This window comes from Mesorhizobium sp. M4A.F.Ca.ET.022.05.2.1, from assembly GCF_003998845.1.
GTDB lineage: Bacteria > Pseudomonadota > Alphaproteobacteria > Rhizobiales > Rhizobiaceae > Mesorhizobium.
In genome coordinates this window covers 14,387-31,149 of record NZ_RZOJ01000030.1, presented here as the reverse complement: position 1 = coordinate 31,149, position 16,763 = coordinate 14,387, and the positions used below count along the sequence as shown (strand labels likewise).

15 protein-coding genes and 1 pseudogene are annotated in these 16,763 nt (G+C 63.9%); 5 read left to right on the top strand and 11 right to left on the bottom strand.

Annotated elements, in window-relative coordinates; genetic code table 11:
• Positions 1–2: 2 nt before the first annotated feature.
• Genes EN745_RS06000 through EN745_RS05990 form a run of 3 tightly spaced genes read right to left on the bottom strand, consistent with a single transcriptional unit; the run spans position 3 to position 1,698 of the window.
• Entirely contained in the window at positions 3–971 is a 969-nt protein-coding gene (locus EN745_RS06000; RefSeq protein WP_127420767.1) for a serine kinase, read from the bottom strand.
• Between the two features lie 8 nt (positions 972–979).
• Complete coding sequence (locus tag EN745_RS05995; protein ID WP_189362970.1) at positions 980–1,414, bottom strand: lasso peptide biosynthesis B2 protein; 435 nt, start codon at positions 1,412–1,414, stop codon at positions 980–982.
• Entirely contained in the window at positions 1,411–1,698 is a 288-nt protein-coding gene (locus tag EN745_RS05990; protein WP_127420766.1) for a PqqD family protein, read from the bottom strand. The genes EN745_RS05995 and EN745_RS05990 overlap by 4 nt, the downstream gene beginning before the upstream one ends.
• A 52-nt stretch (positions 1,699–1,750) precedes the next feature.
• Between EN745_RS05990 and EN745_RS05985 the strand changes: the two genes are divergently transcribed.
• Positions 1,751–2,032 carry a hypothetical protein gene (locus tag EN745_RS05985; protein WP_127420765.1) on the top strand — a complete coding sequence of 94 codons (282 nt, stop codon included), beginning with the start codon at positions 1,751–1,753 and terminating at the stop codon, positions 2,030–2,032.
• 204 nt (positions 2,033–2,236) lie between these two features.
• On the opposite strand, the gene EN745_RS05980 is transcribed toward EN745_RS05985, so the two are convergent.
• Positions 2,237–2,614, bottom strand: coding sequence for a DUF2259 domain-containing protein (locus EN745_RS05980; RefSeq protein WP_245487651.1), 378 nt, complete (start codon positions 2,612–2,614; stop codon positions 2,237–2,239).
• A gap of 81 nt (positions 2,615–2,695) precedes the next feature.
• Between EN745_RS05980 and EN745_RS05975 the strand changes: the two genes are divergently transcribed.
• A complete protein-coding gene (locus EN745_RS05975) occupies positions 2,696–4,603 on the top strand; it encodes a propionyl-CoA synthetase (RefSeq protein WP_127420764.1) in 1,908 nt (635 codons plus the stop codon).
• A gap of 329 nt (positions 4,604–4,932) precedes the next feature.
• Positions 4,933–5,640: a metallophosphoesterase family protein gene (locus EN745_RS05970; RefSeq protein WP_245487650.1), complete on the top strand. Its 708-nt coding sequence runs from the start codon at positions 4,933–4,935 to the stop codon at positions 5,638–5,640.
• A gap of 23 nt (positions 5,641–5,663) precedes the next feature.
• Here EN745_RS05970 and EN745_RS05965 read toward each other — a convergent pair whose 3' ends face one another.
• Positions 5,664–6,656 carry an NmrA/HSCARG family protein gene (locus EN745_RS05965; RefSeq protein ID WP_126056845.1) on the bottom strand — a complete coding sequence of 331 codons (993 nt, stop codon included), beginning with the start codon at positions 6,654–6,656 and terminating at the stop codon, positions 5,664–5,666.
• On the opposite strand from EN745_RS05965, the gene EN745_RS05960 reads away from it, so the two are divergent.
• Positions 6,655–7,749, top strand: a complete 1,095-nt coding sequence (locus tag EN745_RS05960) for a LysR family transcriptional regulator (protein ID WP_348627210.1) — start codon at positions 6,655–6,657, stop codon at positions 7,747–7,749. The two genes, EN745_RS05965 and EN745_RS05960, sit on opposite strands and share 2 nt — an antisense overlap.
• Before the next feature lie 91 nt (positions 7,750–7,840).
• On the opposite strand, the gene EN745_RS05955 is transcribed toward EN745_RS05960, so the two are convergent.
• The 6 genes from EN745_RS05955 to EN745_RS05930 form a co-directional block, all read right to left on the bottom strand.
• Positions 7,841–10,225: a polysaccharide biosynthesis tyrosine autokinase gene (locus EN745_RS05955; RefSeq protein ID WP_127420762.1), complete on the bottom strand. Its 2,385-nt coding sequence runs from the start codon at positions 10,223–10,225 to the stop codon at positions 7,841–7,843.
• A gap of 167 nt (positions 10,226–10,392) precedes the next feature.
• Positions 10,393–11,289, bottom strand: coding sequence for a UTP--glucose-1-phosphate uridylyltransferase GalU (galU, locus tag EN745_RS05950; protein ID WP_126056847.1), 897 nt, complete (start codon positions 11,287–11,289; stop codon positions 10,393–10,395).
• Positions 11,290–11,349: 60 nt separating this feature from the next.
• A complete protein-coding gene (locus EN745_RS05945; RefSeq protein ID WP_126056848.1) occupies positions 11,350–12,312 on the bottom strand; it encodes a glycosyltransferase family 2 protein in 963 nt (320 codons plus the stop codon).
• Positions 12,302–13,246 carry a glycosyltransferase family 2 protein gene (locus tag EN745_RS05940; RefSeq protein ID WP_127420761.1) on the bottom strand — a complete coding sequence of 315 codons (945 nt, stop codon included), beginning with the start codon at positions 13,244–13,246 and terminating at the stop codon, positions 12,302–12,304. Before EN745_RS05940 ends, EN745_RS05945 begins: the two co-directional genes overlap by 11 nt.
• On the bottom strand, positions 13,246–14,229 hold the full coding sequence (locus tag EN745_RS05935) for a glycosyltransferase family 2 protein (protein WP_127420760.1): 984 nt from the start codon (positions 14,227–14,229) through the stop codon (positions 13,246–13,248). Before EN745_RS05935 ends, EN745_RS05940 begins: the two co-directional genes overlap by 1 nt.
• A 15-nt stretch (positions 14,230–14,244) precedes the next feature.
• On the bottom strand, positions 14,245–15,417 hold the full coding sequence (locus EN745_RS05930) for a glycosyltransferase (RefSeq protein WP_127407613.1): 1,173 nt from the start codon (positions 15,415–15,417) through the stop codon (positions 14,245–14,247).
• Between EN745_RS05930 and EN745_RS36830 the strand changes: the two are divergent.
• A pseudogene (locus EN745_RS36830) lies at positions 15,386–16,720 on the top strand (polysaccharide pyruvyl transferase family protein); the annotation flags it as partial. The gene EN745_RS05930 and the pseudogene EN745_RS36830 sit on opposite strands and share 32 nt — an antisense overlap.
• Positions 16,721–16,763 lie beyond the last annotated feature (43 nt).

Sequence of the window (16,763 nt, the reverse complement as noted above, 5' to 3'; positions counted from 1 at the left end):
AATCAGGCGAGCGCCAGCGCGGACCGGATCAACCGCGCCGCATCGGCAGGTCGCGCGCCGACCTCCAGGGTAAAGGTCGGCACCGTCGTGACCAGTTTGGCGATCGTCGCCAGTCGGTGTTTTTGCAGTGGCAGCAGGCCGGTCATGCCGGTCCTGACATTGTCGGCGGCCAGCGCGACCATGGCGTCGGTCCTGGCCATGGGATTGAGCCTGCTCTCGCCGTCGGCCGAGCGGGCAAGGTGAAGCAGCGCCGAGACCGGCCTAGCGACCACGCTTTCGACGCGCAGGATCTGGCCGAGGCGCTCGAGCGACACGGCCTGTTCGACATTGCGGTCCCACGACGGGCCGAGGCAGGGCGAGACGAGAGGGACAAGTTCGGCTGTCTTGCGGTGGATCTTCACATGGCGAGGCAAGCCCCAGGCCGCGGCTTTGTCCGGCGCCACATCGAGGATCATGGAATCGTCCGCGCAGAGGCCGAAGCCTTGCGAAGCCAGCGCCAGCGAGGTCGTGGTCTTGCCGGTGCCGCTCGGGGCGTGGATAAGGACCACGGCGTCGCTCCCCGGCAGCGTCAGGCCGGCGGTGTGCAGCATATACTGCCCACCCGCGTCGAGCGCGGCATCAAGCACCAGCATCCACGCCGTCCAGGTGATCCTGACACCGGGGCGCGTGCGGATTTCGGCCCGGCGCTCGCCGGCACGGATGGAAAGCGTCTGGCGGCCGGGAAACACCAGGTGAAGGACGTCGCCGCCATCGATCATCCGGCAATGGCCGTCCTCGGGCACCTCGCCGTCGAAGGCGAGCGTCCCCTCGGGCGTCTCGGAAAGCGATTGCGTCTCGATGATGTCGATGCGAAAGCCGGCTTCGACGGGTTCGGCGGCGCTCAGGCCCGCGAGCATCCTATCGAGATCGCGCCAGAGCTCGGCGCGTTCGGCCGAAATGGCGACGATCTGGCCGTTAAGGGCGTAGCTCATGGACGCGGTCAAGCGGCACGCGCCTTTCCAGATTCGGCATGATGGCGATAGATCTCCACCATGCCGGGGAGACTATCGCTTACCACCGGCCGGCCATCGAGACAGACCCAGCAATGCGCCGACAGGCGCGGCGCGTGCATCGACTGCGGATCGACACCAAAGCGCAGGTCCGGGTCGAAGCCAGCGAGACGCAGGAAGCGATGGGCGAGCAGGCCCTCCCTCAGGCATCTTCGATCACGCATCAGCCAGGGATGCCTGACCGCACGGTTGACGCTGGCGACGATGTAGGAGGACGGCAGGCCGCGATAGGGTGTCGGCGATGTCAGCGGCGCCCATTTCAACACCGCTTCGAAATCGCGCTTGCCGACGAGGGCCGGCATCAGCCGCGCGCTGATCCACAGATGGGCGCGAAACAACACCCGCAGCAGCCCGTCAGCCATCATGCACCCGGGTCGGCTAGGATACCTTCCGCCACCAGCTCAGCGGCAAGCGCCGCCATGTCCTGGTCGAGCATGGCCTTGTCGACCTCGAACTCGTCGGACAGCAGATCGACAATCTGGTCGAGGCTGCGGGCGCCGTCGACCTTGTCGAGAAAGGCTTCAGTAGTGCCGTTGCAAGTATAGAGCTGGCCGCTGCGCGCCAGAAGCACGACCGCACCATCACCGACCTGCTGCACCGATGCATCGTCGGCCAGCCGCAGAACCATTCCAGATGCGATTTCAGCCATGGGGCCTCCAGTCCATGCAAGAATGCTGGAGAGCCATTAGCGCGGCAGGACGATGCTGTCCATCGTCCTGACCGCCCAGGCGACGACGGGCTTCGGCCCGACTGGTGCGGGAAATCACCCGCGTGAAGTCTGCGTCGCGGCGGTCACGGCGGATAGTTTCTCGCGCTTGCTCGATACCGGCTTTTCGCAGGCCTTCTTCACGGCAATCTCCCGGAACCATCGATGGCCGCAGGTGACAGTTGACGCCATTGCCCGGCAAGCTGACGAAAACGGGGGTGTTGCCTTCTTTCCCTTAAGTAAGCTATGGAATCGCCGGCGTTTGGGGAGAGGGTGACGAGTATGCGTTACAATTGGGATCGCGCGCCGACGGCATTCGAACGCCACCGGAAGGCTCTTGCGGCTGCGATATTGATCGCCGGCGGCGTCGGGTTGATGCTCGCGGCCTTGCCGCTTTAAGCCGGCAAACAGTGCGGACAGGCAGGAACGGTGCCGTGGCACCGTCGGCAGGGTTTGCATGCCCCGGCCGGGCCGGCGTTGTTCAGCGCGCCCGGCCTGTCACCGCGATGAAGCGGCGGTCGCGGCCTTCGAAGCCCTGGCTGAAGCGCTGGACCAGCACGGCAATCACCGCCGGCTTGCCCTCGGGCGCAAATTCGTAGGCCTCCGACAGGGAGTAGGAGGTCGGGCAGTTCCTCGAGCCCGGCACCGCCTTGTCCTCATGCAATATCTTCAGCGGCTTGCCGTCCTGGCCCTGCAACGTCAGCCGGAAGCCGAGCGCCTTGCCCGATATGTCGCCATTTTGCTGCGTCTCGAAGCTCGCCGAGCAGTCCGCCGTGCTCGCGGCCTGGCCCAACGCATGGCGGGCAGCTATCAGCATGCCATGGTGCCGGATATTTGCGGCCGAGACGAGATCGGCCATCGACGAATTTCGGGGAAGACATGGCCGGCAGGAAGAGCATAGGCTATTCGAGGACGGCAAATTTCCTGGGGAGGAAGCTGGATGGCGTCACGCTACCACGAGGTCTATGAGGGCTGGAAACGCGATCCGGAGCAATTCTGGGCGGACGCGGCGAAAGCCATCGACTGGTTCTCCCCCTATGAGCGCGTCTTCGATGCCGAGGCCGGCGTCTATGGCCGCTGGTTCACCGGCGCCTCCTGCAACACCTGCTTCAACGCCATCGACCGCCATGTCGCCAGCGGCCGCGCCGAGCAGGTGGCGCTGATCCACGACAGCGCGATCACCGGCACGATCAGGAAATTCACCTATGTCGAGCTGAAGCGCGAAGTGATCGCACTCGCCTCGGTGCTGAAGAACCGCGGCATCGGCAAGGGCGACCGCGTCATCATCTACATGCCGATGGTGGCGGAAGCGGCCTTCGCCATGCTCGCCTGCTCGCGCATCGGCGCCGTGCATTCGGTGGTCTTCGGCGGCTTCGCCTCGCATGAACTCGCCACCCGCATCGACGACGCCAAGCCGAAGCTGATCATCTCGGCATCCTGCGGCCTGGAGCCCGGACGCACCGTCGCCTACAAGCCGCTGCTCGACACAGCGATCGAGCTCTCCAGGCACAAGCCTGACGCTTGCCTGATCCTGCAGCGCGAGCAGTTGCGCTGCGAGCTGAAGGACCATTACGACATCGATTATGCCGACGCGGTTGCGCGCGAGCGGGCCGCCGGGGCCAATGTCGACTGCGTTCCGGTGCTGGCCACGGACCCGCTCTATATCATCTATACGTCGGGCACGACCGGCCAGCCGAAGGGCATCGTGCGCGACAATGGCGGCCACATGGTCGCCTTGAAATGGACGATGGAGAACGAGTTCGGCGTCAAGCCGGGCGAAGTGTTCTGGGCGGCTTCCGACGTCGGCTGGGTGGTCGGCCATTCCTACATCGTCTACGGCCCGCTGCTGCATGGCGCAACCAGCGTGCTGTTTGAGGGCAAGCCGGTCGGCACGCCGGACGCCGGCACCTACTGGCGGGTGATCTCGCAGCATGGCGTGGTGGCGCTGTTTACCGCGCCGACCGCCTTCCGCGCCATCAAGGGACAGGACCCGCGCGGCGAATTCGTGCCGAGTTACGATCTGTCGAAATTCCGCACGTTGTTTCTCGCCGGCGAGCGCGCCGACCCGGAAACCATCAAATGGGCCGAGCAGAAGCTCGCCGTGCCGGTGATCGACCACTGGTGGCAGACCGAGACCGGCTCGCCGATGACCATCAACCCGGCCGGCCTTGGGCTCTTGCCGGTGAAATACGGATCGCCCGGCGTGCCGATGCCGGGCTACGATATTCGCGTGCTCGACGATGCCGGCCATGAAGTGGCCCGCGGCACGCTCGGCAATGTCGTGGTCAAGCTGCCCTTGCCGGCCGGCTGCCTGCCAACTCTGTGGAACGCCGACGCCCGCTTCCGCCAGGCCTATCTCGAGGAGTTCCCAGGCTTCTACAAGACGGCCGACGCCGGCATGATCGACGAGGATGGCTATCTCTATGTCATGGCCCGCACCGACGACATCATCAATGTCGCCGGCCATCGGCTATCGACTGGAGCGATGGAGGAAGTGCTTGCCGCGCATCCCGACGTCGCCGAATGCGCCGTCATCGGCATCGCCGACGCGATGAAAGGCCAGGTGCCACTTGGCTTCGTCGTACTCAACGCCGGCGTTTCGCGCGACATCGGCCTCATCGAAAGCGAGGTGGTAGGACTTGTGCGCGAGCGCATCGGCCCGGTCGCCGCCTTCAGGACGGTGGTGACGATCAAGCGCCTGCCCAAGACGCGCTCCGGCAAGATCCTGCGCGGCACCATGCAGAAGATCGCCGACAAGGAAGAATGGACCATGCCGGCGACCATTGACGATCCGGCCATCCTCGACGAGATCACCGCGGCGCTCAAGGGACGCGGCATCGGGGTGTAGCCGGGCATGCATGGTCGCTCGCGCGCCCGATCTTTTGTTGCGCAATGCAGAAAACCACCTTTGGCGGCGTCGATATCCTGCGGTTCCTGGCCGCCGTGCTGGTGATGCTCTGTCACTACGGCTACCGGCTCAAGGCGGCTCAACTTCAGGTTTCCCGCGCCTGAAGTCACGAGCCCGTGGTAATTCCGGCCAAGCATGATATCGAGGCTTCATGCGTGCCGTGTGACATGCTCCCGAAACCCCATGCGAGCATCGAGCCTCATTCCGTGAGCCTGTTCCAGCGATCGAGACGACCCCGGACCGCGCCGCGCGATCGTCTGGAATTGGAAATGCAGGACACGGTCGTCTATGCGATCGGCGATGTGCACGGCTGCTACAAGGAGTTGCGGTCGCTGGAACAAAAGATCCTGCTCGACGCGTTGCCCTTTCGCGGGCGCAAGATCATCATCATGCTTGGCGACTATGTCGACCGCGGCCCGAACTCGAGACGCGTCCTCGATCATCTCATCGCGCCGGCGCCGCAAGGCTTCCTGCGCGTCTGCCTGGCGGGAAACCACGAGGTCGCCATGCTCGGCTATCTCGACGGGCATCTGTCGCGGGAACTTTGGCTGGCGATCGGCGGGCTCGAGACGCTCTATTCCTATGGCGTCGACCCGGCACGCCTTGGCGACCTTTACGGCTCAAGCGAGGAGGTCGACCGGCGCATCCGCGCCGCCATTCCCGCTGGCCATGTCAGCTTCTTGCGCACGCTGCCGGTCATGGTCTGCTCGCGCAAGTTCGTCTTCGTCCACGCCGGCATCCGGCCGGGCATCGACCTCGTCGAGCAGGACGAGGACGACCTGCTCAACATCCGCTCGGAATTCTTCGAGAAGGCCCATATCCTCGACCGCTGGGTGGTGCATGGACACACGATCGTGGATGTGCCGAAGTTCGAAGGGCGCCGGCTCGGCATCGATACCGGCGCCTTCCGGAGCGGGCGGCTGACCGCGGTCAGGATCGTCGGCAAGCACGGCAAGCTGCTGTCTTCGGCGAGTTAAGGAAGAGCACAGCGTCGCCGCTCTCAGATCGGCGCAAGCTCGGCCTCGGCGGCGGCGCCATAGGACAGCAAGTCGCCCTGCCATTTGCTGCGCTTGAGGAACTGTTCCCAGGTCAGCGCATTCGGATCGATCTTCCGACTCCAGGTCAGATCGCGCCCGGGAGCGTAGTAGCCATATTCGACGGCATATTCGACCATGCCCACCAATTCGCGCACGAGATGCTCGTTGCCGGCGAAACCCGGAAAATGGCGCAATAAGTCTTCGCGCGAGTATGCAGAGGCGTAGCGCGCGCGCTTGCCGGTGACGCGCACAAACGTGTCCACCATTTGCTGCGCCGAGATAAACTCGCCGATCACGGGCAGCGCCTCCCCGGTGTATCGCGCGGGGTGATCGAAGATCTCGCGCACCGCTGGACCGGCCGCAGTGAGCGGGTCGCAGAACGGCACGGGGATGTCCGGAGGCAAGTATATGGCGAAATCTATGCCGTCCTCCACACCTTGCGGCACATAGTATTCCAGGAAGTTGGTGTAATAAAACGCCAAGTATACAAACGAGCTGCGAATGGGTAAGCTGCGGATGTAATCCTCTACCTTCGCCTTGTCCGTGAAATGCGGTGCCCACTTGGTGCCGCCGGTGATCGCTTCGACATTTTCGAGCCCGCTGAAAACCACGTGTTCGACACCAGCGGCCACTGCCGCGTCGGCCAACTCCTTTCCGAGGTTGAGTTCGGGTTCCGCCGGCGGCACCTTGACGATCGGCGGCGTCATCAAGAACGCCCCGGCCGAACCTTTCAGTGCTTCGGTCAGTTCGGCCTGCCGGCCGAGTTCCAGGGGCGCCACCACGACCTCGGCCCCTTTCTTCGCCAAGGCTTGCGCTGGTTGGCTGTCGAGACGGCGAGTCAGCGCGCGCACGCGGTAGCGTCCACTGTCGAGCAGGGACTTGGCGACGCTGCGACCCTGCTTGCTCGAGGCCCCGACAACGGTGATCAGGGGTTTGGAGGTATCGATCTGGCTCATGCTGATTATATCCCGGCTTGAGGGCGAAATCGCTTCGGCCCCGGACAGACGACCACGCCTGGCCGCCGAAAAGCGTGCCGCGACGTTTGGCTTCAGCAAGAGTCTCGGACGCTTCGACGTATTTTTGAAATCGCATAAGTTATCGGCTACTATCCATTCCATGGATACCAAACGCCTTGATCTCAATCTGTTGGTTACGCTGGAGACGCTGCTGATCGAGCGCAACGTCACGAAGGCGGCTGCCCGACTGCATCTAAGCCAGCCAGCGGTAAGCGCCCAGTTGAACCGCCTCAGACAAGAGTTCGACGACCAACTGCTGATTCCCGCCCAGCGAGGGATGACGCCGACGGCCAAAGCAATGGAACTGCTCGACCCGTTGCGCCAAACCCTTGATCAAGTTCGCGCCACGCTCAGCTCGCATCGGAACTTCAATCCGGCGAAGGCCAGGCTGATCTTCGCGATTGCCTGTACGGACTATCTGCAAGCCGCGATAGTCAAGCCGCTTGTCGTGGAGCTCAGGACGCTAGCACCGGGCGTTCGCGTTGCGATACGCAATCTGGACCTGCCGCAACTGGAAGCGCAGATGGCGCGCGGTGATGTGGATTTGGCACTGATGACGCCGCAGGAGGCCCCGCAAGGTCTTCGCGCTCGACATCTATTCGATGAGCGCTACGTGCTTATCGGCCGCAAGAAGCATCCGCGGCTGCGGGAAGGAATCACGGTCGCTGAATTTGCCGAGTTGGAGCAAGTGGTCGTGTCCCTGGAAGGCGGCGGCTTCGCGACACCGGTAGACAGTGCTTTGGCCGCTCTCGGACATAAGCGTAATGTCGTGCTCTCCGCGGCTTCGTTCCTGTTCGTCCCCGAGATCGTGTCTCGCTCGGACTTCGTCGCGCTGGTCCCGGAACGGCTGGTGCGTGATTGCGCGGACAAGCTTGACGTGATGGACTGTCCGTTTCCCGTTGAAGGCTTCGCGGTGGGAATGGTGTGGCATGAGCGCAGCCACGGACACAGCGGCCAGCGCTGGATCCGTGAGACCGTAGTCTCGCTTGTCGCGCATGAATCCTCGTCTCGGGCGCGCCATGGTTACGGCTAGACCGGTTCGGCGTTCATGGAAACGCCGAACCGCTCTGTCTCTTTGGCGCGATTTCGGACGGAAAACCGTCCACGCTTTTTCAGGAATTGCGTCACGCAGCCTGTTTGGTGCGCGCCTCCGACTTCTCCAGATAATAGGTCGAATAGCGGTCGAAGAATTTCTCGGAGCCACCGAGCGATCCGTATTTCGCGAGCCGCTTCAAATCAACCTTGTTGAGCACGGCGCCAATGATCTTGTTGGCGACGTAGGGCTCCGATTCCAGCATCGAGCGCACCATCGCGCGCGGCGTGCGGCCCCATTCGGTGACCAGCACGAATCCGTCGACGAGCGGCGCGAAGGCCTTGGCGTCAACCACCGGACCCAGCGGCGGCAGGTCAACGACGATGTATTCGAACGTCTCCTTGGCATTGTCGATGAAGCGGCGCATGCCGGCCGAGGAGAGCAGCTCGCTGGTGTGCGAGAACTGGCCGCGCAGCACGGCCGGGATGATCGCGAGCTTCGTCTGCCGATCGACCTTGCCGACCGACTGCCAGGTCTGGCCGCTGACCACCGCTTCCATCAGCCCTTGCTCGGTTTCCATGCCAAGGCTGCGGCTGAGCCCGGGATTGCGCAGATCGCCATCGATCAGCAGCGTCCTGGCGCCGTTGGCGGCCAGCAGCCCCGCCAGGTTCGCCGCCACCGTCGACTTGCCCTCGCCGGGCAGAAGCGAGATCACGCCGATGACGCGGCTGCCCTGGCCTTCCATGACCACGTCGAAGGCGATCTTGGCGTTGCGGAGCGTTTCGGCGAACATCGATGCCGGCGCGTCGATGCTGACCCGCATTCGCGCCCGCTTTTCCGCCGCCGAGAGGCCGGCGACCTTGGGATCGGCTTCGGCGTCGTCGGGCTTGTTGTCCTTGCCGGATCTGCCGCCGCCGATCGTCGGCAGGTAGCCGAGGAATTTGAGGCCAACGCGGTCGCGGATGTCGTCGCCGGTCCGGAAGAAGCGCTCGTTGAATTCATTCAAGCCGCCAAATCCGGCGCCGAGCAACACGCCAAGCACGAGGAAGAGCGCCAGCACCTTGGATGTGCGCGGGCCTGCCGCGGAGAGCGGCATTGTCGCATCAGAAATGATGCGCACCTTGCCGACCGGGAAGGACTGCTGCTGCGAGGCTTCCTCATAGCGGCTCAAGAACGTCTGATAGAGCGTGGTGAGCGCCGTCGCTTGCTGGTTCAGATCGCGCAGTTTGACCTGTGACTGGTTGTCGATGGAGCTCTTGCCTGCCGCGTCGGCGATCTTCTGCCTGAGCGCCGTCTCACGTGTCTGAGCCACTTCATACTCGTTGCGGTAATTTTCGGTAAGCTGCTTCAGCTCGCCAAAAATCTGCGCCGACACGTCGGCCTTCTCCTTGGCAAGCGCGACCGCTTGGGGATGGTCCGCACCGTAATTGGCCGAAACATCCTGCAGCCGCTTGGCGATGGTGAGATAGCGGGTCTTGAGCGTCGTGATGACCGAGCTGGCCGGCTGATCGCTCGCGATGGCCGAGTCGTTGAAGGCGTTGTCGGAGCCGCTGTCGACGATCGCCTTGTATTGCTGATAGCGGGCGCTGGCGCGAGCCGTATCGGCCTGCGCGACGATGAGCTGGGCATTCAGGTCGGCGAGCTGCTTGTCGCTCATCAGCTGCCCGTCGCTGTTGGCGGACAGCCCGTGCTCGGCCCGGAACGTCTCAACCGCCATCGACGCCTTCTGCGAGCTTTCGCGAAGCTCCGCCAAGCGGCCCTGCAGCCAGACGGCCGCGCGTTCGGTGGCGTCGAAGCTGGCGTTGAGCTGGTCGGCGAGATAGGCATCGGAATAGGCCTTGGTGATCGCCGTCGCCAGCGCCGGGTTCGGCGACTGATAGCCGATGGCAATCACATAGCTGCGGCCGTTGCGCTGCGCCTGCACCTCGTTCTGCAGCTTCAGCACGGCATAGTCGTGGCTCGCTTCCTTTTTCATGGCCTCGCGCGTCGCGGCGTCGACATTCTCCATGCCGGGAATTTCGTCGGCGGAGCTGCTGCGGAAATAGCCGATCACGCCGCGCAGGAAACCGATGCCCTTGGCCAGAGCCGATTGCGGCGGATTCATGAAGTCCTGGTTCTGGTCGAGTTTCAGCTTATCGACCACCACCGATGCCAGGCGGGCCGAGTTGATGATTTCGATCTGGCTGAGCAGGGCGGCATCCGTCTGCATGGTGACGGACGCGGCCGAGATGTCGTCGACGACCTTGTTCAGGCCCTCGTCGATCAGCACGCTGGCGACCGACATGTATTGCTTGGGCGTGGTCTGCAGATAGATTACGCCGAGGAACAGGCCTATGACGGCGCACACCGCCACCACCTTGACCTGCCGCGCGGCCATGCCGAGCAGACGTTCGATGTCGATGAAGTCCTCACCTTTTTCCGCGTCCGCGCTAGGCAATGGCATCCTCTTGTCGAGGGGAAAATTGGCATAGTTCATCGTCGGTCCAATTCCAGGTTGCAGGCGCTATTGGCCTTCGAAGATTGGCGTCGTCACCAGAAGAGACCACGCAACATTCATGCCAGAAAGCGCTTGGCCGGGTCGGCCAAGCGCGGCGGCGTTTGTCGCGCCATCATCGATACGCATATGCACCCAAAAGATGGGCATTATGCGGCTTCTTCCCGGCGCTCGTGCGTCCGGACGAATTGCTGCAGCATCTCGAAGACCGGTCCTTTCATGTCGTCGCGGGCCAGGGCAAAGGCGATGGTGGCCTCGATGAAGCCTTCCTTGGAGCCGCAGTCGAACATGCGGCCATTGAAGGGCTGGGCATAGAAGGACTGGCTTTGCGCCAGGCGGACCATGGCGTCGGTGAGCTGGATCTCGTTGCCGGCGCCGCGCTGCTGGTTGCCGAGCAGGGCGAAAATCTCCGGCTGCAGAACGTAGCGGCCGTTGATGTAGAAGTTCGACGGCGCATTGGCCGGCGCCGGCTTCTCGACCATGGCCGTCACCTCGAAACCGGTGCCGATCTCGGCGCCGCGGCCGACGATGCCGTATTTGCTGGTCTCGCTCGGCTCGCAACGCTCGACGGCGATGACGTTGCCGCCGGTGCGCTGATAGAGGTCGACGGTCTCGGCAAGACAACCGCGCCCGCCGAACGATACCATGTCGGGCAGGAGCAGGGCGAAGGGCTCGTCACCGATCACCTCGCGCGCGCACCATACGGCGTGGCCGAGGCCCTGCGGCGACTGCTGACGGATGAAGGAAGTGGCGCCGGCGACGGGGAGCAGGCTTTCGAGCGACTGCAACTGCGCCTTCTTGCCGGTCTGCTCCAGGGTCCCGATCAATTCAGGATGCAGGTCGAAATAATCCTCGATGACCGCCTTGTTGCGGCCGGTCACGAAGACGATGTGCTCGATGCCTGCCTCGAAGGCTTCGTCCACCGCATATTGGACGACCGGCTTGTCGACCACCGGAAGCATTTCCTTCGGCATCGACTTGGTGGCCGGCAGGAACCGCGTTCCAAGCCCCGCCACCGGTATGACTGCCTTCCTGACTTTCTTCATCGCATAGTCCTTTTGAGAAGATCGATTTCAATATGCCGCAGGCTCCGAACCCACTCTCCGTCAGCCCGCACTCTCACCTCCCCGTCCCACGGCAAACTGTGCCGCAACCCTTCGCAACCGGACGGCGATCGGCATGCTCATATGCCTCACCGCCGCCGGATCACTGAGCGCCGTCCACATCGCCCTGAGCGGCGAGCGCGCCTTGATGTGCTGGACCAGCGACAGGAACGAAGCCGCCCGGCGCAGGCTACGGCTGCGCCTGGCAAAGGCAGCCGCGGCGGCCGCGTCCATGAGATGCGTCTCGGCGAAGGCGGCGTCGGCCGCACGCATCGCCTCGACATGATGCAATTCCAGCACCCGCGAGATGGAGCCGGTGCGGATGTGATAGACATAGCCGGTCGTCGGCTCGACGACGCATCTGCCGCCCTTGGCGAGCGCGCTGGCCAGCAGGATGTAATCCTCGCCAATGATCAGCTTCTCGTCATAGCGAAGGCGTTTTTCGTCGAGGAAGCCACGCTGGAATATCGGCTTGAGATAGCCAAGATTGAAGCGCGACTCGAAGACGATGTTGCCGGCGATGTAGTCGGCGAGCGAAATCTCGCCCATGCCTTCGAGATAGTCGGCCGGGAACATCGTGTCCTCGGGCACGCCGTCCTCGCGCACGACCTGGAGATTGTCGACCGCGATCACCGCGCCGGCCTTCTCCGCCCGCGCGATCATGGCGCGGATCCGGCCGGGATAGACGGCATCGTCGGAATCAAGGACCGCCACCCACCGGCCCCGCGCGGCCTCGAGGCCGGCGTTCCTGGCACCGCCGGGACCGCGATTTTGCTCAAGCGCGACGACCCGCACGATCTCCTCTGGATAGGCGCGCGCCACGTCGAGCGTCCGGTCGCGCGAACAGTCGTCGACGACGATGACCTCGACGGAAACGTCATGCTGGGCAAGGGCACTGGCGATCGCCCGGTCGAGGGTCGCCTCGGAATTGTAGGCGGCGATGACGAAGCTGACGTCAGGCTGCATGCTTGCCTCCTTCCTGCGCGGAGGTGAGGCCGTACTGGCGGATCTCGCGAACGCCGACGAGGCCGCTGACGACGCCGACATGCATGATGCCGCGCAGCACGCTGCGGTTCCTGCGCACCGGGCTGATCGCGGTCAGCGCCGCCATGCCGAAACAGTAGGCCGCCTTGGCCGAGGCGAGGCCCACTTGCGCGACGCGCCTGAAGCCGCTCGCGTCGTGCCCGATCAGATGACCGTGCGTCTGCCCGAAACGGAAGCGGCGGCGGCGCAGCCAGTCGAACGCCGCCCTGGCGCGCGGCACCACCTCCTCGACCAGCGCATCCGGTGAAAACGCGATGCTGCCGCCGTCCCTGACCATGCTGTCGAAGAACTCGGTGTCCTCGCCGCCGGTCTGGCCGCGCGCCAGGCTGAAGCGGCGGCCGCGCAGGCTCGCTTCGCCGGTTCTCAGGAGTACATTGCAGGTGTAGCCGGTACGGATCTCGCCGCGCACCCAGACCGGCAAGGTCGAATGAAAATCGCCTTTGCGCATCCAGGCCGGGGCATCCTGTCCGTAATGCGCCCGCACCGGCCCCAGCACGGCGGTGGCGCCGCTCGCCTCGGCTGTGGCGACAAGTTCGGCCAGCCAGCGGACCGATGCGGTCTCGTCATCGTCGATGAAGGCGACAAGATCCAACACGCTGGCATCGAGGCAGGCATTGCGCGCGATCGAGATGTTGCGCGCCGGCGCGTGGCGGTAGCGGATCGGCAGCTTCAACTCCTGCGCCAGCGCCTTGACCAGCGGCTGGGCGCTTGGCTGATCGTCATTGTCGGCGACAACCACGCCGATCTCGAAGCCGGCGGGCCTGTCCATGGCGGCGATGGAGCGCAGCGTGTCGGCAAGCTCGGGCCGCCTGAACGTGCAGACGCAGATGTCGATGGAGCGGGTCTTGGCGGCCATCACGCCACCCCGCGCTGCGCTCGGCGACCGAGGAGCTGCAGCCAGAATCCGACGGACCAGCCGAAATGCATGACCATTGCCGACACGCCCACAAGCGTAAGGCCAGCATTACGCTGACCGATGGCGGCTGCGATACCATAACCGAGGCAGACCGCCGCCCACACCAGGAACGGCACCGCCGCCAGCCAGTGGACGAAGGAGAAGGCGGCAAGCAGGACGACCGGGAAGACCAGCAACGGGATCACCTGCCGGACCTTGGGCACCATGCGGTGCTTGAGCACGTTCCTGGCGCGGCCGCGGCCATAGCCGAGATACTGGAAATAGAGGCTCTTCAGGGAGGAGCGCGGATAGTAGACCATCTGCGTCCTGCCGCTCATCCAGATGCGGTAGCCGGCCTGGCGCAGCCGGTAGTCGAGCTCGGCATCCTCATTGTGGCTGAACGTCTCGTCATAGCCGCCCACCGCCTTGAAGGCCGAGATGCGCATCAACGCGTGGTGGCCATGGTCGACCCATTCGCCCGCCGAAAGGTGCCGGTGCTTGGAGCCACCGGTACCGAGCTTGGAATTCTGCGCTGCCGCCACCGCCTGCTGCACCGCGCCGGTGCCGCTGGTCAGCATGGAGACGACGACCGAATCGGCCCCGGTGGCCAACGCCTCCTCGACCAGCCGGTCGCAATAGTCGTCTGGATAGCCGCCATGGGCGTCGATGCGGATGAGATAATCGGCACTGTCGCCGAACCCGGCGACCGCAAGGTTGAGCGCGGCGCTCTGGATGCGCTTGGGGTTGTGCAGCAGGACGACGCGGGGATCCTTCGCGGCGATGGCCTCGACAATTGCCGGCGTGCCGTCGGCACTGCCGCCGTCGGCGACGATGATGCGGGCGCCGAGCCTCTGCGCGGCGGGCCGCAGCTGTTCGAGCAGCGCGCCGATATGCGCGGCCTCGTTCAGGCACGGAATCACGATCAGACTTGCGGTTGGCGTCATCCGGTTCCGTCCATACTATGCCAGCGCTTCGGCCACGAAAGACTCCGGCGCCGCCACAAGGCCACGCAGCTTGTCGACCAAGGCCCGGCAGTCGTTGCGGTCGTAGCTCCAGGTCCGCGGGTTGCGGGCCAGCACGCGCGCCTTGAGCTTGCCGAAGCGCTCCTGCTCCATCCGCCCGAGCTCGGTTTCGAGCGTTTCGGGCGTCGCCTCGGAGAGGAGGACGCCTATGTCCTGCTGGTTGAGGAAGCGGCCGGTTTCGGTGTTGCCCATCGAGATCGGCACCGCGCCGAAGCGGCAGCCCTCATAGAGGCGGTTGGGCAGCAGCCATTCGGAGTTCTGCCCTGCCTCGAAGAAATCGATCGCCCAGCAAAAATGCACATCGCCGTAGATCGCAGCCATGTCCTCCGGGTTGCGATAGGGTCCGCGAAAGGACAGCCAGGGCTCGGCCTCGACAAAAGCGTGGAAATCGGGAAATTCTGAGAGCGCTGGACGACCACGCAGGACGACTTCGAAACGCCCGTTGAGGCGGCGGGTGAACTCGGCCAGCATCTCCAGCGAGCGGCGGCAGCGGAGTGCGCCGAACCAGCCGATACGCCAAGGGGGCGCTGCGGGATTCTCGGTCTTCAATCGCTCATCCGACGTCACTGTCGTGGTGTCGAAATACTTGTTCTCGACCAGTTCGACAGGTGCCGCGACCTGCCCAAACGGCTTGAAGTAATTGGCGATGAAGGCCGGCGACGAGGTCACGAGGAGCTTAACGTCGCGGGCGAGATAACGTTCCGCGCCACGCAGCGCCTTGCCGACCAGATCGTCGCGCAGCACCAGGCGGTGGATGTCGAGACATTCATAGACAACCGGGACCCCGGCCCCGAGCACGGCCTTGGCGCGGCGGGCAAGCGCCAGCATTTCGAGGTTGCGCGCGATGATGAGGTCGGGCCTCGGCATCGCCGCTAGCTTGGGGCCGATCCCGAACGCCGCTTTGGCGACCGCCGCCAGGCGCTGGCCGAATCGGCCGTCGCGCGTCGCGCCGAGATCGATCGGGCGCAATCCTTCGATGTCGGCAACCGGGCCGGTGGTGCGGCGGAACCCCGCCAGCGTCACCTTGGCCCCGCCTGCCCTGAGCATTGTGATCCGCCGGCGAACCGCCGGGTCGGATATGTCATGCACAAGGTACAAGACATGCAGCATGAAACTTGACCGCTGTTGGCCCACCCACGGCGAAGTTAGTACAGCTCTTGCTGCATCGCAACATTTTTGGTGCAGCGTAGCAAGGAAAGCGAGCATTTTTGTTGCGCTGCAAAAAACATGCGTTAATCTTGGCCTTGCTCGAGCGCCAGCCAACCGTTGGCCCTATGCCGCGCTTGGACGGCTAGCGCGGATGCCGACCAGATCCCGCTGCCTGACCGTAGAACCAACTCACGAATGGGGTGATACGATGAACATCGTCGTTGAGAACACAGTCTGCCTGAATACCGGGGATGCAGCAATTCTGCTGGCGATCCGCCATATCCTCAAGGCAGTTGTCGGCGACGAACCGCGGTTCTTCGTCTTCGACAGCCAGCCTGAAGTCGCCGCAAAACTCTACCCGAAGAAGGATTACCCGGATCTCGAATTTCACAAGCTGCTGTCGGAAACCATGTTCCGCTACAGCTACGGCAACGGGGTGAAACACCAGCTAAAACCGCTTTATAACCGGCTCGTCCTTCAGGTTTTGCAGCGTTTCGGCTCCGAAGGCTTCATTAGCCGCATCTTGTTCGGCGAAAGCGCCCGCCGCAGCCTCGATATCTATCGGAGCGCCGATCTCGTGGTCACGACAGGCGGCACCTATCTGGTCGAGAACTACAATCTCGAAAGGCGCCTGAACCAATTCCGCGTCGATGCGATCCTCGGCAAGGATCCCGTGTTCTTCACGCAATCCCTCGGTCCGTTCAACAAAAGTTACAATCGGCAGGAACTGACCCCGATCCTCGACCGGAGCCCGCTCATCCTGCTTCGCGACGAGCGCTCCAGAAACCACATACTGGATATGGTGAAGGAGCCCGGCAAGTGCCACGTCGTGGCCGATGCCGTCTTTGCGCTCGCCGATACAGACAGGATCGGGAAACGGCTGGCTTCCGCCCAACCGCCGGTGGAAACGGGCCGCGTCGCCATCTCCGTCCGCCACTGGAACTATGTCAATGACGGTGAAGACGGCATGCGCCGCTATCTCGATTCGGTGCGCGAAATCGCAACCATCCTCGTCAGGGATCACGCCAAGGAAGTGACCTTCGTCTCCACCTGCCAGGGCGTGCCGGAATACGCGCATGACGATTCCAAGACGGCGCGCGCAATCGTAGCCGAGCTTGATCCGGAGATCGCCAAGTATGTCAGCGTGGACGCTTCGTTCCACACCCCGGACCAGTTGATGGCGCTGGTGAAAGGCTTCGACTTCGTCGTCGCGACGCGCATGCACATGATGATCATGTCGCTTTGCGTCGGCACGCCTGTGCTGCCGATCGCCTATGAATTCAAGACCAAGGAAGTCGCCAAGCGCG